At 72.6% G+C, this 18,667-nt stretch carries 17 protein-coding genes; 8 read left to right on the top strand and 9 right to left on the bottom strand.

Annotated features, from left to right (window positions below; genetic code table 11):
* The first annotated feature begins 345 nt into the window (after window positions 1-345).
* From AC3B5L_RS15135 to AC3B5L_RS15125, 3 genes are all read left to right on the top strand, one after another.
* Entirely contained in the window at window positions 346-1,083 is a 738-nt protein-coding gene (locus AC3B5L_RS15135) for a DUF1684 domain-containing protein (protein WP_259953359.1), read from the top strand.
* 33 nt (window positions 1,084-1,116) lie between these two features.
* The gene (lplAB, locus tag AC3B5L_RS15130; protein WP_280567261.1) at window positions 1,117-2,166 is read left to right on the top strand and encodes a lipoate-protein ligase LplAB; all 1,050 of its coding nucleotides are present in this window, start codon (window positions 1,117-1,119) and stop codon (window positions 2,164-2,166) included.
* Window positions 2,167-2,279: 113 nt separating this feature from the next.
* Window positions 2,280-3,197, top strand: a complete 918-nt coding sequence (locus tag AC3B5L_RS15125; protein WP_187664232.1) for a DNA-methyltransferase — start codon at window positions 2,280-2,282, stop codon at window positions 3,195-3,197.
* 24 nt (window positions 3,198-3,221) lie between these two features.
* Here the strand turns inward: AC3B5L_RS15125 and AC3B5L_RS15120 are convergent, their stop codons facing one another.
* From AC3B5L_RS15120 to AC3B5L_RS15110, 3 genes are read right to left on the bottom strand one after another with little or no spacing between them, the layout of a single operon-like run.
* The gene (locus AC3B5L_RS15120) at window positions 3,222-3,572 is read right to left on the bottom strand and encodes a cupin domain-containing protein (RefSeq protein ID WP_280567272.1); all 351 of its coding nucleotides are present in this window, start codon (window positions 3,570-3,572) and stop codon (window positions 3,222-3,224) included.
* Window positions 3,569-4,972 carry an NAD(P)/FAD-dependent oxidoreductase gene (locus AC3B5L_RS15115; RefSeq protein ID WP_268777079.1) on the bottom strand — a complete coding sequence of 468 codons (1,404 nt, stop codon included), beginning with the start codon at window positions 4,970-4,972 and terminating at the stop codon, window positions 3,569-3,571. The genes AC3B5L_RS15120 and AC3B5L_RS15115 overlap by 4 nt, the downstream gene beginning before the upstream one ends.
* Before the next feature lie 26 nt (window positions 4,973-4,998).
* Complete coding sequence (locus tag AC3B5L_RS15110) at window positions 4,999-5,466, bottom strand: Lrp/AsnC family transcriptional regulator (RefSeq protein ID WP_025105441.1); 468 nt, start codon at window positions 5,464-5,466, stop codon at window positions 4,999-5,001.
* A gap of 99 nt (window positions 5,467-5,565) precedes the next feature.
* Between AC3B5L_RS15110 and AC3B5L_RS15105 the strand changes: the two genes are divergently transcribed.
* Window positions 5,566-7,014: a gamma-aminobutyraldehyde dehydrogenase gene (locus AC3B5L_RS15105; protein ID WP_259953363.1), complete on the top strand. Its 1,449-nt coding sequence runs from the start codon at window positions 5,566-5,568 to the stop codon at window positions 7,012-7,014.
* Window positions 7,015-7,026: 12 nt separating this feature from the next.
* Here AC3B5L_RS15105 and AC3B5L_RS15100 read toward each other — a convergent pair whose 3' ends face one another.
* Window positions 7,027-7,554 carry a GNAT family N-acetyltransferase gene (locus AC3B5L_RS15100; RefSeq protein WP_259953364.1) on the bottom strand — a complete coding sequence of 176 codons (528 nt, stop codon included), beginning with the start codon at window positions 7,552-7,554 and terminating at the stop codon, window positions 7,027-7,029.
* Window positions 7,555-7,778: 224 nt separating this feature from the next.
* Here AC3B5L_RS15100 and AC3B5L_RS15095 point away from each other — a divergent pair, with 224 nt between their 5' ends.
* The 3 genes from AC3B5L_RS15095 to AC3B5L_RS15085 are packed head-to-tail and all read left to right on the top strand — an operon-like array spanning window position 7,779 to window position 11,195.
* Window positions 7,779-8,924: an ROK family protein gene (locus tag AC3B5L_RS15095; protein ID WP_259953366.1), complete on the top strand. Its 1,146-nt coding sequence runs from the start codon at window positions 7,779-7,781 to the stop codon at window positions 8,922-8,924.
* A gap of 19 nt (window positions 8,925-8,943) precedes the next feature.
* Complete coding sequence (locus AC3B5L_RS15090; RefSeq protein WP_259953369.1) at window positions 8,944-9,873, top strand: polysaccharide deacetylase family protein; 930 nt, start codon at window positions 8,944-8,946, stop codon at window positions 9,871-9,873.
* Window positions 9,870-11,195 (top strand): MFS transporter, encoded by a 1,326-nt coding sequence (locus tag AC3B5L_RS15085; RefSeq protein ID WP_259953371.1) that lies wholly within the window; start codon window positions 9,870-9,872, stop codon window positions 11,193-11,195. Before AC3B5L_RS15090 ends, AC3B5L_RS15085 begins: the two co-directional genes overlap by 4 nt.
* Before the next feature lie 2 nt (window positions 11,196-11,197).
* On the opposite strand, the gene galE is transcribed toward AC3B5L_RS15085, so the two are convergent.
* The 3 genes from galE to galT are packed head-to-tail and all read right to left on the bottom strand — an operon-like array spanning window position 11,198 to window position 14,629.
* Window positions 11,198-12,175, bottom strand: coding sequence for a UDP-glucose 4-epimerase GalE (gene galE, locus AC3B5L_RS15080; RefSeq protein ID WP_259953372.1), 978 nt, complete (start codon window positions 12,173-12,175; stop codon window positions 11,198-11,200).
* Between the two features lie 46 nt (window positions 12,176-12,221).
* Window positions 12,222-13,406 carry a galactokinase gene (galK, locus tag AC3B5L_RS15075; protein WP_259953374.1) on the bottom strand — a complete coding sequence of 395 codons (1,185 nt, stop codon included), beginning with the start codon at window positions 13,404-13,406 and terminating at the stop codon, window positions 12,222-12,224.
* Window positions 13,403-14,629: a galactose-1-phosphate uridylyltransferase gene (gene galT / locus AC3B5L_RS15070; RefSeq protein WP_396817757.1), complete on the bottom strand. Its 1,227-nt coding sequence runs from the start codon at window positions 14,627-14,629 to the stop codon at window positions 13,403-13,405. The genes galK and galT overlap by 4 nt, the downstream gene beginning before the upstream one ends.
* Before the next feature lie 67 nt (window positions 14,630-14,696).
* Here galT and AC3B5L_RS15065 point away from each other — a divergent pair, with 67 nt between their 5' ends.
* Window positions 14,697-15,662 carry a LacI family DNA-binding transcriptional regulator gene (locus AC3B5L_RS15065; RefSeq protein ID WP_490096411.1) on the top strand — a complete coding sequence of 322 codons (966 nt, stop codon included), beginning with the start codon at window positions 14,697-14,699 and terminating at the stop codon, window positions 15,660-15,662.
* A gap of 3 nt (window positions 15,663-15,665) precedes the next feature.
* Here the strand turns inward: AC3B5L_RS15065 and AC3B5L_RS15060 are convergent, their stop codons facing one another.
* On the bottom strand, window positions 15,666-17,624 hold the full coding sequence (locus AC3B5L_RS15060; RefSeq protein ID WP_259953378.1) for a DUF2264 domain-containing protein: 1,959 nt from the start codon (window positions 17,622-17,624) through the stop codon (window positions 15,666-15,668).
* On the bottom strand, window positions 17,621-18,634 hold the full coding sequence (locus AC3B5L_RS15055) for a hydroxyacid dehydrogenase (RefSeq protein WP_259953380.1): 1,014 nt from the start codon (window positions 18,632-18,634) through the stop codon (window positions 17,621-17,623). The genes AC3B5L_RS15060 and AC3B5L_RS15055 overlap by 4 nt, the downstream gene beginning before the upstream one ends.
* Window positions 18,635-18,667 lie beyond the last annotated feature (33 nt).

Below are 18,667 nucleotides of genomic sequence, written 5' to 3'. Positions count from 1 at the left end.
GTAACGGGCGGGGGAGGGCGCGCTGGGGGACGGTTTTGATCTCGCGGGATGTGCGCGGGGGCTGCGCACGGGTGGCGGGATCAGGAACGGGCGGGGGAGGGCGCGCTGGGGGACGGTTTTGATCCCGCGGGATGTGCGCGGGGCTGCGCCGGCGGGATCAGTAACGGGCGGGGGAAAGGTGCGGCGAGGGACGGTTTTGATCCCGCACGCGGATGGAGGGACCGCGGGGGAGTGTGACGTGGGATGACGCGCGGTGAAGGCGTGTGACGGAGGGAGGCCACGGGAGGTGGGGGCAGTCCTAGATTCGGGGCACATCCGCACGAGCGAGGGGGAGGGCCCGCGGCGATGAGCTTCCTGACGGACTGGCATGAGTGGCATGCGGCGCGTGAACGCTATGCGGGGTCGGAGTACGGGCCGTCCGCGCTGGAGTCGACGAACTGGCTCATCACCGAACCCGCAGCGGTCGACGGCGTCCCCGGACTCTGGGCCCTCACCGGCGACGGCGGCATCCGCGGCAGCGAACTCGGACCGTCGGGGTCGGTCGTCACCCTCCGCGGCGCCCAGACCCTGCGCCTCGGGCGGCGGGAGTTGCGGGTATTCGATCGCAACGGGCTGCTGGCCCTCCGCGTCTGGAATCCGGCCCGTCCGCAGCGGGAGTGGTTCACGGCGATCGACGCCTACGCCCCGGACGAGCGCTGGCGGCTCCCCGCGACGTTCGAACCCGCGCCAGACGAGCGGATCGTCGTCACCTCGGTCGACGGTGAGGAGCGCGAGACCGCGATCGCCGGACGCCTGCGGTTCGAACTCGCCGGGGCCCCGCACGAGCTCACCGTCACCCGCAGTGGGAGCGGAGCGCTGAGCGCGGTCTTCGCGGACGGGACGAACGGGCTGGAGACGTATCGGTTCCGGTTCCTCCCCGTCGACGAACCCGCCGCCGACGGCTCCGCCGTGATCGACTTCAACCGCGCCTACCTGCCGCCGTGCGCCTTCTCCGACCAGTTCGTCTGCCCCCTGCCGACGCCCGGCAACCGCTACTCCACGCCGATCAGGGCAGGGGAGCGCGTGGTCGTGCTCGGCGGCTGACCACGGGGGCAGTGCGCGCCTTAAGCTGGATCCGTGCACGGTGAATACAAGGTTCCTGGGGGCAAGCTCGTCGTCGTCGACCTCGAGGTCGAGAACGACCGGATCGCGCGGTTCCGGCTCGCCGGGGACTTCTTCCTCGAACCGGACTCCGCGCTCGACGACATCAACGCCGCTGTCGAGGGTCTCCCCGTCGAGTCCGACGCCACGGCCATCGCCGCGGCCGTCCGCGGCGCCCTCCCCGAGGGGGCCCAGCTGCTCGGCTTCACCCCCGAGGCGGTCGGCACCGCCGTCCGCCGCGCGCTCGTCACGGCGCCCGGCTGGGGCGACTTCGACTGGGAGATCGTCCACGAGAAGGCGGTCTCGCCGCGCATGAACCTCGCCCTTGACGAGGTGCTCACCTCCCGCGTCGGCGAGGGGCGTCGGCGTCCGACGCTGCGCATCTGGGAGTGGGACGAGTCGGCCGTCGTCATCGGGTCTTTCCAGTCGTATCGCAATGAGGTCGACCCCGAGGGCGCTGCGAAGCACGGCTTCGACGTCGTCCGCCGGATCTCCGGAGGCGGAGCGATGCTCATGGCCGCGGGGCAGATCATCACCTACTCGCTCTACGTGCCGGCCTCGCTCGTCGCGGGCATGACCTTCGCCGACTCCTACGCGTTCCTCGACGACTGGGTGCTGCAGGCGCTCCGTTCGCTCGGCATCGAAGCCGTCTACCAGCCGCTCAACGACATCGCGAGCCCGACCGGCAAGATCGGCGGCGCCGCGCAGAAGCGCCTCGCGAACGGAGGTGTGCTGCACCACGCCACCCTCTCCTACGACATCGACGGCCAGATGATGACCGAGGTGCTGCGGATCGGCCGCGAGAAGCTCAGCGACAAGGGCACGACCTCGGCCGCCAAGCGCGTCGACCCGCTGCGGAGCCAGACCGGATTGGAACGTGCCGAGATCATCGAGCGTTTCAAGGACACGTTCCGCTCGCTCACCTCCGCCGAGGACGGCGGCATCACGCCGGACGAGTACGCCGATGCCGAGGCTCTGGTGGAGTCGAAGTTCTCGACCGACGCGTGGCTGCATCGCGTTCCGTGAGCCCTTCGACAGGCTCAAGCCCTTCGACAGGCTCACGCCCTTCGACAGGCTCAGGCCCTTCGACAGGCTCAGGGACCCAGGAGGACGGCCCAGGGGTCCAGGTCCCGGGGCGGGTGTCGGTGATCGAGGGGGACAACCTCGCCGTCGCGGCGACCCTGCCGTCCGGGTCCTTCACGCTCGTCTACCTCGACCCGCCGTTCAACACCGGAAGAGTGCGGGAGCGGCAGGTGGTCACCGCCCGCCGCACGTTCACAACTCCGGAAGAATCGGCGGATCCGGACGGGGGCAGCTCCCAACCGGCCGAAACCGCGTCGGATCTCCTGAGTTCTGAACACGCGGTCGGCGGGCCGGAGGTGCGGCACGGCTTCCACGGACATCGGTACGAGCGGGTGCGCGGCATGCTGCGCGCGTACGACGACAGCTTCGACGACTACGGCGCCTTCCTCATGCCGCGGCTGGAGGAGGCCTGGCGGCTGCTCGCCGACGACGGCACCCTCTACCTGCACCTGGACTACCGCGAGGCGCACTACGCGAAGGTCATGCTCGACGCGGTGTTCGGCCGGGACTGCTTCCTTAACGAGCTCATCTGGGCGTACGACTACGGCGCGAAATCCCGGCGGCGGTGGCCCACCAAGCACGACACGATCCTGGTGTACGTGAAGAACCCGCGGACGTACGTGTTCAACTCCGACGACGTCGACCGGGAGCCGTACATGGCTCCGGGGCTGGTGACCGCGGAGAAGGCGGCACGAGGCAAGCTCCCGACCGACGTCTGGTGGCACACGATCGTCCCGACGACCGGACGGGAGAAGACGGGCTATCCGACGCAGAAGCCCGAGGGCATCCTCCGGCGCATCGTGACCGCGTCCAGCCGACCGGGCGATCGGGTGCTCGACCTCTTCGCCGGCAGCGGCACGACCGGAGCGGTGGCCTCCGCACTCGGTCGGGAGGCGGTGCTCGTGGACGACAACCCGGAAGCGGTGCGGGTCATGGCCGCACGCATCCCGCACGCGGAGGTCCGCCGGGCCTGAGTGGGACGCGCTCGGCACGAGCCGTCAGATCCCGATCGAGACCTTCCGCAGGGTCGCGCTCACGGTCCAGACCGTCCGCATGCCGGCCGTGAGCCGCATCACTGACCCTGGGCCGAGTCCCACGGGCGGGAGCGCGGGTGCGGTGAACGCCACGGTCGCGCGACCGGAGAGCACGACGAACACCTCGTCCTCCTCGACGTCCACCGCCGTGCCCGGCGTCATCTCCCAGACGCCGATCTCGATCCCGCCGGCATCGTCGAGCACCGTGTAGGCCGTGGTCGGCGCGCCGTCGCGGACGTCCTCGTCGGGCAGCGGGGCGTGCGTCAGCGCGAGGTTCCCCGCGTCGACGACGGCTCCTGGGGTGAGCGTGGTCACGAGTCGAAGCCCATGCCGAGGGCGTCGAGCGTCTTCAGGAACAGGTTGCGGCGCCCCTCGTTGTGGTCGGCCCTGTCCATCGCGGCGCGGACGAGGTTGATGCCGACGGACGCGGCGGGCTCCGGCGGGAACGGGATCGGCTTCTCGCGCACCATCCGCAGCTGCGTGCGTTCGGTCTCCTCGCCGTCGAGCTTGTCGAGCATGACATCGGCCGCGAACCGGGCGGCGCCGACCCCGAGGCCGGTGAACCCCGTGGCGTAGGCGACCCGACCGCCGCGGGCGGTGCCGAAGAATGCGCAGAATCGGCTGGAGGAGTCGATGGCGCCGGCCCAGCGGTGCGTGAAGCGGAGGCCGGCGAGCTGCGGGAAGGTGGTGAAGAAGTGCGAGGCCAGGCGCCGGTGGCTCTCCATCCGGTCCTCGTAGGCGGGGCGCACCTTGCCGCCGAAGTGGTACACCGCGTCGTAGCCGCCGAACAGGATCCGGTCGTCCGCGGTGAGCCGGTAGTAGTGGAACTGGTTGGCGCTGTCGGCGAGCCCCTGGCGGTTGCGCCACCCGATGGACGCGAGCTGCTCCGCCGACAGCGGCTCCGTCATCAGCACGTAGTCGTACACCGGGACCGTCATGAGGCGGTTGCGCTTCAGGAGGGAAGGGAACACGTTCGTCGCGAGCGCCACCGCGTCGGCGGTCACCCGGCCGCGCTCCGTGACGAGGGTCACCGGACCGGAGTCCGCGCCCTCGATCCGCCGGACGAGGCTGTGCTCGTGGATCTCCACGCCGAGCTCGACGGCCACCCGTGCGAGCTCCAGGCCCAGCTTCGCGGGGTGCACGAGAGCGCTGCCCTCCCGGTCCCACGCGCCGGCGAGGAACGTGGGGGAATGCACTTCCGCCTGCACCGCCTCCCGGTCGAGGAAGCCCTCCTCCTCGCGCAGCCACTCGACCTGGTGCGGCTCCACGGCGACCGCGAGCTGGCCCGTCCGCTCGAACTCGGCATCCATGTCGTACCGCCGCACGGTCTCGGCGATGCCGTCGAGGTTCTCGTGGCCCAGCTCCTCGAGGCGGTCGATCTCCTCGGGCCAGCGGTTCACGCCGTTCTCGTGGCCGTGCGTGAGGCTGGACTCGCAGAAGCCGCCGTTGCGCCCGGATGCCGCCCAGGCCACGCGGGATGCCTCCAGGAGGACCACCTTCCGCTCCGGATCCCGCTCCTTCGCGCGCACGGCCGTCCAGAGCCCGGTGTAGCCGCCGCCGACGACCACGAGGTCCGTGTGCACGGTGCCGCGCAGCGGCGGATGCGCGGGCCGCTCGACGTCGTCGAGCCAGAAGACCGACAGGGCCGTGTCGCGCAGGGCGTCGTCGACGACGGACTGCGAAGGACGACGGCGTTCGAAGACCGTGGTGCCCATGTTCACTCCGATGTGAGGGGAGCGCGTCAGCGCGTTCCCCAGTTGTAGAGGTCTTTGTAGAGGCCGGCGTAGAGCAGGCTCTCCGTCTGGATGATGCCGGGGATGGTGCGGATGCGGGTGGCGATGAGGTCGAGCAGATGGTCGTCGTCCTCGCACACCGCCTCGACGAGGATGTCGAACGTCCCGAGGGTGACGACGACGTACGCCAGCTCGGGGATCGCCGTGAGCTCCTCAGCGATCGCGCGGGGGTCGCCGGACACCCGGATCCCGATCATCGACATGCGGTGGAAGCCGAGCTGCAGCGGGTCGGTCACGGCGACGATCTGGATCAGACCCGATTCGGTCAGGCGCTGCACGCGCTGGCGGGCCGCGGCCTCGCTGAGCCCGACTTCGCGGGCGATCTCCGCATAGGGACGCCGCCCGTCCTCCTGCAGCAGCTCGACGATGCGCTTCGAGATGTCGTCGAGGGCGGGGGGAGGCGTCTTCGGACTCATGTACCGATCGTGACATTCTGACCCGCCCTTCGCAACTGATTCCGTCGATCTGTGGACGAAAAGCTACAGATTCCGCGCTCGGATGGCTACCATGGCGCTATGTCCTCACCGTCGACGATGACCGTGCCCCTGCAGAACTTCATCGGCGGTCGCGCCGTCACCGCATCGGGGAGCGGGCGCCTGCCGCTCATCGATCCGGTGACGGAGGAAGCCTACGGCGAGATCCCGATCTCCGACCGCACCGACGTGGATGCCGCGTATGCCGCGGCCGCGGCGGCGTTCCCGACCTGGCGGGACACCCCGCCGTCTGCGCGCCAGCTCGCCCTGTTCCGCATCGCCGAGGACATGGCCGCGCGGGCCGAGGAGTTCGCCGACCTCGAGTCGAAGGACACCGGCAAGCCGCGGGCGACGCTCGTCGCCGACGAGATCCTGCAGTCGGTGGACCAGCTGCGGTTCTTCGCCGGGGCCGCGCGGAGCCTCGAGGGTCGAGCCGCCGCGGAGTACCTCCCCGGGCACACCTCCTTCGTGCGCCGGGAGCCGATCGGCGTGATCGGGCAGGTGACGCCGTGGAACTACCCCCTGAACATGGCGGTGTGGAAGATCGCTCCCGCGCTCGCCGCCGGCAACACCGTCGTGCTGAAGCCGGCCGAGTCCACGCCGCTCACCACGCTGCTGCTCGCGGAGATCGTCGCCGCGCACACCCCCGCGGGCACCCTCAACGTCGTGCTCGGCGACCGCGAGACCGGAGCGGCCCTCGTCGAGCATCCGACACCGCAGATGGTGGCGATCACCGGCTCGGTGCGCGCGGGGATGGCCGTGGCCCGCTCCGCGGCCGACGACGTCAAGCGCGTGCACCTGGAGCTCGGCGGCAAGGCGCCCGCGATCGTCTTCCCGGACGCGTCGATCGAGAAGGCGGTCGAGGGCATCGTCACCGGGGCCTTCTTCAACGCGGGTCAGGACTGCACCGCGGCGACCCGGGTGCTCGTGCACGCGTCGGTGCACGACGAGCTCGTCGCCGCACTGGTGGAGCGGACCCGCACGCACGCGCGGACCGGGGTGCCGGACGAAGAGGGCGTGCTGTACGGGCCGCTGAGCAGCGCGGCCCAGCTCGCTCAAGTGCAGGGCTTCATCGACCGGCTTCCGGCGCACGCGACCATCGCCACCGGTGGGAGGCGGCAGGGCGACCGCGGTTACTTCTGGGAGGCGACCATCGTGACCGGCGTGCAGCAGGACGACGAGGTCGTGCAGGGCGAGATCTTCGGACCCGTGCTCACCGTGCAGCCCTTCGATACCGAGGAGGAGGCGCTCGCGATGGCGAACGGCGTGCCGTACGCGCTCGCCGCGTCGGTGTGGACCCACGATCATGCCCGCGCCATGCGCTTCTCCCGAGATCTCGACTTCGGGTGCGTCTGGATCAACACCCACATCCCGTTCGTGTCGGACATGCCGCACGGCGGGTTCAAGCACTCCGGATACGGGAAGGACCTGTCGCAGTACGGCTTCGACGACTACACCCGGATCAAGCACGTGATGAGCGCGCTCGACTGACGCGGCGGTCGTTCAGCGCAGGGCGAGGAGCTTGACGCGGCGGTGCTCCCGGAGCGTGAACTGCGGGCGCTGATCGATCTTCGTGGCCCCGTCGAGCTCCCACCCGTGCCGGGCGTAGAAGCCGTCGGCGCGGTCGTTGCCGTCGAGGACCCAGAGGTAGGCGCGGGTGTGGCCGGCATCGATCATGCGCTGCTCGGCCGCGTCGAGGAGGGCATGCCCCGCCCCCGTCGACCACGCGGTCGGGTCGGCGTAGATGCCGTACAACTCGGCGTCGTCCAGGCCGTCGGGGTCGCGACCGGAGCCGAACGAGGCCCAGCCGACGACGGTGCCTTCACGCTCGGCCACCAGGGTCCCGAGGCTCGTGGGCAGCGGATCGGCGAAGATGCGGCGCCACCCGTCGGCCCGTTCCGAGACGGACAGCCCGTCCAGCACCTCCTGGTCGATGAGGCCCTCGTAGGCCGCCTGCCACGACCGCACGTGCACTCCGGCCACGGCCTCGGCATCGTCGGCGACGGCGTCTCGGATCACCAGGGGCGTCATCCCTCCACCCTATGCGGGCCCGCCGACGTCCTTCCGGGTTCCCCGGTCACACCTGCACGACACGGGTGCGTCTGTGGGGAGGAATCCCGGGATTCGTCGTGCGACCGCGCCCGGGTCGTGCAGGCGACGCAGCCGGGAAGGACGGGTCGACGGGTGCGACGCGATGTGGCAGGCTGGCGGGCACCGACTCCGCACGAGAATCGACCCCCCAGAGGTTCCGCCGCATGTCACGACCCCTCGCAGGACCGCAGACCCTGCTCCGCACGCTCAACGGCCGCGCGATCCTCGAGCGCCTCGCCCGGAGCGGACCGCAGACCCGGGCCGAGCTCATGGCGGCGACCGGCCTCTCCCGCACGGCCGTGACCCAGGTACTGCGGATGCTCGACGCCGCGGGAGCCGTCACTGCGGCCGGGGTCGACCGCGACACCCGCGGACCGGCGGCGGGCCGGGTCGCTCTGCACCCCGCCCTCGGGGTCGCGGCGGCCGTGCACGTGGACCATCACGCCGCCCACGTCGTCCTCGTCGACGCGACCGGCACCATCAGAACCGAACGGCACGGCGCCTTCCCCGCGGGCGAGGACCGGGTCGCGCACATCGCCGCCCTCGTCGCGGCCTGCCGCCGATCCGTGAAGGGCGCGCTCCACCTCGCCGTCGTCGGAGTGCCCGGCATCGTCGCGTCGGACGGCGCGATCCGCGACGACCAGGGGCCGGACGGCGGCGCCTTCCGCTCGGCTCTCGCGGCAGCCCTCGACTGCCCGGTCCGCGTCGAGAACGACGTCAACCTCGCCGCGCTCGCCGAGTCGACCACCGGCGTCGGCATCGACCTCGCGAGTTTCGCGCTCCTGCTGCTCGACGACGACCTCGGCGCCGGCATCGTGATCGACGGGGCGCTGCATCGCGGGTTCTCGGGAGTGGCGGGCGAGGTGATGTACCTCCCGCAGACGCCGGTGCCCATCGGCGCCCCGGTCGCGGGCGCCGCGGTGGTGCGCGACCTCGCCCTCGGGCTCGGACTGGATGTCGACGCGCCTTTCCTCGCCCACCTGGAGGCGGCGCAACGCGGAGACGAGGCGGCGCAGGCCCTCGTCGCGGAGATCGGACGACGGCTCTTCCTCGCGGCGGGCAGCGTCGCCCTCGTGCTCGATCCCGAGGCCTTCATCCTCGGCGGGGAGGCGGTGCACCCGGCGCTCCTGGATGCGATCGAGCGGGTCGCGGACGAGTTCGCCGCGCAGCTGCCGCTCCGTTTCCTCGCCTCGGCGTTCGGTCCGGAGGCGCCGCTCGTCGGAGCTGTGGGTGAGGCGGCCTCCGCGCTCCGCGCCGACGTCTTCACCCGGATCCTCACACCCTCCCGCGCACCCGCCACCGGCCGCTGACCGCCCGACAGGACACGCCATGACCGCCTCCTCCGCTCTCGCCGACCGACTCGGGCTGCCGTCCGGTGCCAGGGCGGTCATCCTCAACGCCGACGACTTCGGGATGTGCCATGCCGCGAACGCGGCGATCTCCGGACTCCTGGCGCGTGACCGGATCGACTCGGCGACGGTGATGGTGCCCTGTGCCTGGTCCCCGGAAGCACTCGCCTTCGCCGCCGCGCACCCGGACCTCGACGTGGGCGTGCACCTCGTCCTCACGAGCGAGTGGCGCCGATACCGGTGGCGTCCGCTCACCGCGGGCTCGTCGACCCTCGTCGACGCCGACGGCTTCTTCCCCGCCGACGTCGCGACCGTGGAGCAGCACGCGTCGGAGGAGGATGTCGCCGCCGAGATCGCCGCGCAGTTGCAGGCGGCGCTCGATGCCGGCGTCGACGTGACCCACCTCGACAACCACATGGGCTCCGTCTACGGGCTGCTGACCGGCCGGGACTTCCTGCGCGCCGTCTTGGAGCTCGCCGCGCGGCACGGGCTCCCGTTCCGCCTGCCCCGCGAGATGGAGGGAGCGGACGCCGATCCGATGCTGCAGGCGAAGCTCACCGAGGCGGCGGCGGTGGCGGATGCGTTCGGCGTGGAGATCGTCGATCGGCTCTGGACGCACCCGTTCGAGCTGCGCGGCGAGGGCACCGCCGATGAGGAGTCGTACGAACAGGTGCGAGACGGGTTCCTCGCGGTGCTGCGCGCCGTCCCGCCCGGGGTCACCGAGATCTACCTGCACCCGATGGCCGACGGTGAGGAGCTGCGCGCCGCGGTGGACTTCGCGGCGGCCAAGCGCGGCTACGAGCTGCGGCTGCTCGACGATCCCCTCGTGCAGCAGACGATCGCCGAGGAGGGCCTGGTCCGCGTCGGCTGGCGCGCGCTGCGGGAGCTGCAGCGCGGAGACGCCCGGTGACGGCGCTCGGCGAACGGCTGCGCGACCGCCGTCTCGACGCCGCTCCCACCCGCTCCCAGACCATCGCCTTCGGAGCCTCCGGGTTCCCGACGCAGCTGATGACGCAGACGTTCTCGGCGTTCGTCGTGTACTTCTACGTCTCGCACCTCGCCGTCCCCGCGGGGTGGGTGGCGGCGGCGATGATCGCCCACGGCATCCTCAACGCGGCGCTCAACCCTGTCGTCGGGGCGCTCTCCGACCGGATCCGCACGCCGTGGGGCCGCCGCATCCCGTGGATCGGGCTCGGCATCGTGCCGCTCGTCGTCGCGTTCGCCCTCGTCTGGATGCCGCCCGCGCTCCCGGCGGCCGGGCTCATCGTGTGGTTCCTCGTGGTCGTCGCGGTCTACGACATCGCCTTCGTCGTGGTGGTGCTGAACATCTCGGCGCTGTTCCCGGAGATCTTCCGCACCACGGAGGAGCGCGCCCGCGGGAACGTGCCGCGGCAGATCTTCGCGATCCTCGGCATGGTGCTCGGCACGGCAGGAGCCCCCGCGCTCTACGACGCGATCGGCTGGCCCGGGATGGCCCTCGTGCTGTCCGGCGTCTGTCTCGTGCTGCTCGCCTGGTCGTTCCTCGGCGGGATGATCGAGCGCCGGGTGCCCGAGGTCGCCTCCGAGGCCATGCGCTGGCGGGACCAGCTCGTCTACACGTTCCGCAACCGCGCCTTCGTGCCGTACGTGCTGGGCTCGCTCTGCGTGCAGACCTCGATCGCCGTGATCCTCGCCGCCGTCCCGTTCTACGTCCGCTACTCGCTGGGGGCGGCCGAGGGCGAGGGCAGCCTCCTGCTCGGCGCCATCTTCCTCACGGCCATCCCGTCGATCGTGCTGTGGAGCGCGGTGGTCCGGCGCACCTCCCCGCGCACGGCGCTGCTGTGGAGCGTCGCGGTGTTCGGGGTCGCGGTGCTCGGCTACCTGGTCCCGACCTCGGTGGGGGCGGCGGCTCTCGTCGGGGTGGCGGTCGGCGTCGGCGTCGGCGGGCTGCTGCAGCTCCTCGAGGTCGTGCTCGCCCAGATCATCGACGACGACGCGCATCGCACGGGCCACCGTCGCGAGGGTGCGTACTTCGGCGTGAACGGGTTCGTCGTGCGCGGCTCCGTGGTCCTCCAGGCGATCGTCGCCGCGGCTGTGCTGACCGCGACGGGCTTCGACGCCGGGCTCGGCGACGCGCAGCCGGAGGCCGTCGACGGCGGCATCCGGCTGATGCTGGCGGTCATCCCCCTGGCGTTCACCGCCGTCGGGTGGCTGTGCTTCTGGCTCTACCCCATCCGCACGCGCGACCTCTGAGGTCAGCCGGCGGCGCGGCGGGCCTCCCAGCCCGTGCGCACCATCTCGTCGACGGTGTAGCGCATGGTCCAGTCGAGGTCGCGGGCCGCGAGCTCACCGGTCGCCACGATCCGATCCGGGTCGCCGGGGCGGCGAGGGCCGACCTCGGGGGTGAAGTCGATGCCGGTGACGCGGGCGACCGCATCCATGATCTGCTTCACGCTGAGGCCGTCGCCGGAGCCGAGGTTGTACGCGGGCTCGATCGGTGCGCCGGAGGCCAGGCGCTGCGCTGCGGCGACGTGGGCGGCGGCGATGTCGCCGACGTGCACGTAGTCGCGCACGTTCGTGCCGTCAGGGGTGTCGTAGTCGTCGCCGAAGATCTTCGGGGTGCGGCCCTCGATCAGCGCCTCGAAGACGATGGGGAAGAGGTTGTGCGGGCTGACGTCGTAGACCGACGGGTCGGCCGAGCCGACGACGTTGAAGTACCGCAGCGAGGTGTGACGCAGCGGGCGGTCGGAGTCGGCGGTGGCGATCGCCTGGTCGCGGAGCAGCCATTCGCCGATGAGCTTCGACTCGCCGTAGGGGCTCGCGGGCCTCTTGGCGGTGTCCTCGACGACGAGGGAGACGTCCGGGGTTCCGAACACGGCCGCCGAAGAGGAGAAGACGATGTTCGCGACGCCCGCCGCCGCCATCGCCTCGAGGATGATCCGCGTCCCCTCGACGTTCTGGGCGTAGGTGTGCAGCGGGCGCTGGACCGAGACGCCGGCGTACTTGTAGCCCGCGACGTGGATCACGCCCTCCGCCTCGTGCGTGCGCAGGGTCTCCTCGACGAGGGCGCGGTCGAGGATGCTGCCCTGCACGAAGGGCACGCCCTCCGGCACGAAGGAGGCGACGCCGCTGGAGAGGTCGTCCAGGACGACGGGGGAGAGACCGGCCTCTGCGAGAGCGCGGACGACGTGGGCACCGATGTAGCCGGCGCCGCCGGTGACGATCCAGGACATGCGTTCCTCTCCTGCCGCGGCGGTGGCGGCTCGACCCTTCATTGTGTCAGGCGTCGCGGCGCGGACCTGCGGACGGGCTGACCTCGAACAGGTGCGGGGCGACGAAGCCCTCGGCGGCGAACCGCCCCCGCACCGCGTCGGCGAGGTGAGGCACGGCACCGCGGTCGACGAGGGCGATCGCGGCACCGCCGAAGCCGCCGCCGGTCATGCGCGCACCCACCGCCCCCGAGGTGAGGGCGGTCTCCACCGCGGCGTCGAGCTCCGGCGTCGAGATCTCGAAGTCGTCGCGCATCGACGCGTGGGACGCGACGAGGAGGTCGCCGATGCCGCGTGCGCCCGCGGTGCGCAGCGTCGCCACCGTGTCCCGCACGCGCTGGTTCTCCGTGACGATGTGGCGCACGCGGCGGAAGGTCATGTCGTCCATCAGGCTCTCGGCGCGGGCGAGGTCGGCCACGGCGACGTCGCGCAGCGCGGGCACTCCGAGGATCGCGGCTCCGCGTTCGCAGGCGGCGCGGCGTTCCCGGTAGCCGCCGGTGGAGTGCGCGTGCGTGACGCGGGTGTCCATCACGAGCACCGCGAGGCCGGCGTCGGCCATGCCCAGCGGCACGACGTCGGCGGCGAGAGAGCGGCAGTCGAGGAAGATCGCGGCGTCGGGCTCCCCGAGCATCGAGGCCATCTGGTCCATGATGCCGGTGGGCGCGCCGACGGCCTCGTTCTCCGCCGTGCGTCCGATCCGGGCGAGGGCGACGGCATCGAGGCCGGCGTCCCAGAGCTCGTTCAGTGCCGTGGCCGTCGCGCCCTCGATCGCGGCGGACGACGAGAGCCCGGCCCCGACCGGGACGTCGGAGGCGATCGCGATGTCCAGGCCGGAGACCGTGGCCGCGGGGGCGGTCGCGCGGAGCGCCCAGGCGACGCCGAGCGGGTACGCAGCCCACTCCGGCACCGCGGGCGCCGTGCCCGGCGGGGTGGGGAAGAGACGGTCGAGGTCGTCGAGAGCGATCTCGACCGGCTCGTCCGCGAAGGTCGAGGCGACGCGGAGCCGCCGGTCGGCACGGCGGCCGACGGCGGCGACCGTGCGCTGCGGGATCGCGAACGGCAGCACGAAGCCGTCGTTGTAGTCGGTGTGCTCGCCGATGAGGTTCACGCGCCCCGGGGCCGACCAGACGCCGTCCGGCGTGCGCCCGGCGAGGGCGGCGAAGAGGTCGACGGCGGCGTCGTGTGCGGAGGTCATGCGGAGGCTTCCTGGTCGACGCGAGCGAGCGCCTCGCGGAGTCGGGCGGCCCCCTGCTCGGGGGCGACCTCGGCGGCCCAGGCCCACATCGCGGCCTCGGAGCCCGCGAGGAACTTGAGCTTGTCGGCGGCGCGGCGGGGGCTCGTGAGCTGCAAGTGCAGACGCACGCTCTCGCGGCCGACGTGGACCGGAGCCTGGTGCCACGCGGCGATGTACGGGGTGGGGCTGTCGTAGAGCGCGTCGACGCCGCGGAGGAGACGGAGGTAGAGCGGGGCGAGCTCGTCGCGCTCCTCCGCCGTGGTCTCGGCGAGGTCGGGCACGTGCCGATGCGGCATGAGGTGCACCTCGAGCGGCCACCGCGCCGCGAAGGGCACGAACGCGGTCCAGTGCTCGCCGCGGAACACCACCCGCTCGGAGGCCTGCTCCTCCGCGAGGATGCGGGCGAAGAGGTCGGGTGCGGTGCGGTCGACGGCGTCCAGCACCCGGGCGGTGCGCGGGGTCACATAGGGGTATGCGTAGATCTGCCCGTGCGGGTGGGGGAGGGTCACGCCGATCGCCTCGCCGCGGTTCTCGAACGGGAAGACCTGCTGGATCCCGGGCAGGGAGGACAGAGCGGCGGTGCGGTCGGCCCAGGCCTCGATCACGGTGCGGGCGCGGGTCGCGGTCTGGGTGCCGAAGGAGCCGGAGTGCTCGGGGCTGAAGCACACGACCTCGCAGCGGCCGACGGCGGTGCGGGTGCGCCCGAGTCCGAGGGCCGCGAGGTCGTCGAGGCCGCGCGGGGGGTTCGTCGCCGCCGGGACGGTGCCGACGGGCTCGGCGAGAGCGGGGCCGAATGCGGGGGAGCGGTTCTCGAACACGGCCACGTCGTACCGGGACGGCACCTCGGACGGATTCCCCGGCGTCTGCGGCGCGAGCGGGTCGGCGTCGGCTCCCGGCATCATCACGCGGTTCTGGCGGTTGGCGGCGACGGTGATCCAGTCGCCCGTGAGAACGTCGAGCCGCATGGTCGCGGTGTCGGGTCGAGGGGCAAGGGTGCGGGCGTCGACCGACCGTTCCGCGCCGAGGGTCGTCTCCGGGTCGTCGTAGTAGATGAGCTCACGGCCGTCGGCGAGCGTGGTCGGGCGCTTGACGACACCGGCGCCGAGACGCTCCGTGCGCAACTCAGGAGATCTGGACGTGTTCACGTCAACATGGTAGGTCGGGCCGCGTGCTAACGTCAACATGACGGAGTTGTGAACGGAGGATCCCGTGGCCCGGAAGCTGTCGGCGTCGGTGTCCGCTCGCGTGTCCATGGCGACCGTGGCGGCGCGAGCCGGTGTCTCCGGACAGACCGTCTCCCGCGTCGTCAACGGCAGTCCGCGCGTGGACCCGCAGACGCGGGCGCGGGTCGAGGCCGCGATGACCGAACTGGGGTACCGGCCGCACCGGGCCGCGCGGGCGCTGCGCACCGGTCGCAGTCACACCCTCGGTCTCGTCGTGACCACCCTGGCCACGGTCGGCAACTCCCGGATGCTGCAGGCCACGGCCGAGGCGGCGGCGGAACGCGGCTATGCGCTCACGGTCGTCACGGCTGCGGACGGCGTGGACGCGGCGTTCGCCCGGCTCGCCGACCAGGGCGTCGACGGTGCCCTCGTGCTGAACGAGGCTTCGGCGCTGGTCCCTGCCGCCACTCTGCCGCCGGAGCTGCATCTTGTCGTCGTGGACGCTCCCGCAGGAGCCGGAGCGATCGTGGTGCACAGCGATCACGCCGCGGGAGCAGAGGCTGCCACGCGCCACCTGCTCGCCGCGGGGCATGAGACCGTCAACCACCTCGCGGGACCGGCGGAGTCGTTCGCCGCCGCCGAGCGCGAGCGCGGGTGGCGCGAGGCTCTGACGGCTGCCGGTCTCACGCCTCCGGCGGTCGTGCGCGGGGATTGGAGTGCGGAGTCCGGCTTCGCCGCGGGGGCGGCCCTGGCCCAGGCGACGGCGGTGTTCTGCGCCAACGACCAGATGGCGCTCGGGCTGCTGCGCGCGGTGGCGGAATCCGGACGCACGGTCCCCGGCGACGTCAGCGTGGTCGGCTTCGACGACATCGCGGAAGCGGCGAACTTCCTCCCGCCGCTCACGACGATCCGCCAGGACTTCCCGGCGCTCGCGCAGCGGGCGGTCACAGCGCTCATCGCCGCCGTGGAGGGCGACGCGGCGGCGACCGATCCCGCCGCGCCCGTGGTGGTGCCGACTCGGCTCGTCGAGCGCGCGAGTACGGCACGCCCCTGACGCTCACCCCCGCGGAAGGAACTCCTCGGGGCGGAAGCGTGTCGTGGCACCGTCCGGCCAGGACACCGCCGCGTCGCCTGCCTGCAGGTCGAGCTGCGGCACGCCGGGGGAACTCCCGAGAAGCACGCCGACGGCCATCCAGACGTCCGGCCGCACCGCCGCCGAGAGCCACGGGGTGGCGGTCTCCGGGCCGAGCGGGGTCGCGTCCCGCTCCCGTCGGGCCCCTGCGGTCGCACCGTCGACTCCGAGGAGTCCGATGACCCGGCTCTGCGTCTCGCCGCCGAGGGCGAGGGCGGCGGTGACAGCCGCGGGGCCGGTCTCGACGACCGTCGGGGAGGACAGCGCCCAGCCGCCGATGCGGAGGACGTCGCCGTCGCGGATCACCCCGTCCGTCCCCGCGCCCGCCCGGACCCGCACGAGCCGCACCTCCCACGGTCCGCGGAGCGCCGACATCACGTCGACCATGGGGCCGACCGTGGTCTCGGCGGCCGCGCCGCCTCCGCCGACATCGAACTCCGCGCGGAAGCCGTCGTGCCAGTGCACGGGGCCGGAGGAGCCGCCGAGCACGGCGTCGTCGACCTTCCGCAGCGCTCCGGTCGCGAAGCCGGAGCGATGGCTCGCTCGGCCGCCACGCACCACGGCGACCGTGCCGTCGAGCGGATCACGGACTCCGGGGCCGGCGAGCACGGGCGCGGTCGCGGTCGAGTACCCGAGCTTCGCGTACAACGGCGCATCCGGCTGGTGGGCACCCGGCATCCGGTGGTCGGTGCCGTGGTTGACCACACGCACGATGCCGTCCGCGGTACCCGTCGCGAGCCACCCCGGGGCGATGAGGACGCGGGTGAACGGACCCCGATCGATCGGCAGGGGCTGTTCGACGGCCGTCCAGAACGGATGCGCCGCGGGCAGGGCGAGCGGCAGGAGACCCTTCGCCGCCCAGTACGGAGAGCCGGGGCCGGAGTAGTCCTGGGCGAGCGGACGCCAGGCGCCGTGCCAGCCGAGTGGCAGCACTCCGGTCGCATCCGGCGCACCGCGGTCGGTGAAGTGCCGGACCTGACCGCTCACCGCCCGGCGCAGGAGGCCGGGGTCGTGCCGCGAGGTGCCGGAGAACGCCGCGACCCCGGCCGCGGCGGCCGTCGCGAAACGGTAGGTGAGGCTGCGGCCCTGGATGAGTGGTCCTCCGTCGGCGCCGACGAGGTGCAGCGCGTCGTCGAGGAACGCGTCCAGCCGCCGGCGATACCGGGCGGTGCGATCCGCGTGGCGCGGCTCCTCGCCGACCATGTCCGCCCAGAGCAGCGGGTAGAAGGACAGCGCCCAGCCGGCGTAGTGGTCGAACGATCGCGCGGCGCCGTCCGCGCTCCATCCGCCGTCCCGCTCGAAGCCGTCGAGCAGCGCGAAGTCGGCTGCGCGGTCCGCGTCGGAGGACGGCCCGCGGACGCTCTCCAGGAACTGCTCGACGAGCACCCGGAACCAGGCCCAGTTGTTCGGCGGATGGCTCCCACCGACGACGGCCGCCAGGTAGTCCACGGTGCGGGTCCGGGCGCTGTCGTCCAGGCGCGCCCACACCGTGTCGCGGGTGAGGTGCAGACCCAGGGCGAGCGCCGCGGCCTCGACTTTCGCCTGGTCGACCTCGTCGGGGCGCGGCCACCGTTCGGCACCGGCCGGATCGACACCTGCCGCCAGCCCTCTGGCATACCGCTCGGCCAACGGCTCTGTGCCGCGTGGGTCGCCGGCGATGCGGAACGCGGCCAGCAGGAACGTGCGGCTGAAACCCTCGAGCGCGTCGACCGCGGCGCCGAAGCCGCCAGGCGCGCCGGGGTACCGGATGCCCGCGCCCGCCGGGCTCGCATGACGGGCGGCCCCGTCGAGGATGGCATCGGCCACCGTCATCAGGTGCGCGCGCGTCCATCCCGTGTGCGGGGAGAGCGCCCGGTCTTCCGGAGGCAGCGCGAGGATCGTCATGCGCTGTGCGCGAGGTCGGCGCGGTGCACGGGGTGTCGAGGCGGACGGCCGGCCACCCACGCCTCGAGCTCGTCGAGGGCGGCGTCGGCCAGCCGGTGCGCCTCGGTGCCGAGCGAGCCGGCGAGGTGCGGGGTGACCGCGACGTTCGGCAGGTGCAGCAGCGGGTGGTCGGGCGGAAGCGGCTCCGGATCGGTGACGTCGAGGATCGCGTCGAGGCGACCGGAGGCGCACTCCGCGAGCAGCGCGTCGTGATCGAGGAGGGCACCGCGCGCGGTGTTGAGCACGGTGGCGCCGTCGTGCAGGGCCGCGAGCTGCGCGCGGCCGATCATCCCCCGCGTCGCGGGCAGCGCCGGTGCGTGCAGGGAGAGCAGGTCGACGGCGGGGAGCAGGGCGTGGAGTGGGACGAGCCGTGCGCCCGCCGCGGCCACCTCTTCGGCGTCCGCGTACGGGTCGGCGACGAGCACCTGCAGTCCGGGGAAGGGCCGCAGCAGGTCGACGACGCGGCGCCCGATGCGGGAGAACCCGACGATGCCCACCGTGCGGTCGAGGTTGCCGATGCGGCCGGTGACGCGGGGCCCGATGCGCAGGTCGCGCTGTGCGTCGTCCCCGCGGAGCGGGAGGAGGGCGCGTTTGCCGGAGAGCAGGATCATCGCGAGTGTGTACTCGGCGACGGGGGCCGCGTTGGCCTCGGCGGCGGACGTGAGCAGGATGTCGCGCTCCCAGAAGGCGTCGGACACGACGCCGCGCACGCTCCCCGCCGCATGGAACACCGCGCGGAGTCGGGGGAGCCGGTCGAGCAGGGCCGCGTCCAGGAGGGGGGCGCCCCAGCCCGTCACCAGCACCTCGATCCCTGACACGCGGTCGGCCGCGGCCGCCGCGTCGAGCGTGGGCGTGTGCAGCGGGGTGCCGGGGGCCACGAGCGTCCGCAGACGGGCGCGCCGAGCGTCGTCGAACACGAGGTCCCACGCCTCCGTGGAGAGGGCGGCGATGGTGAACGGTCGGTGGGCCATGAGTCTCCGCGGGTCTCGGGTATGCGCTTGCCG

It is taken from the genome of Microbacterium sp. C-MGS6, assembly GCF_058140415.1.
Note: the sequence above shows the minus strand (reverse complement) of the source record. Positions and strands in the feature narration are given on the sequence as shown.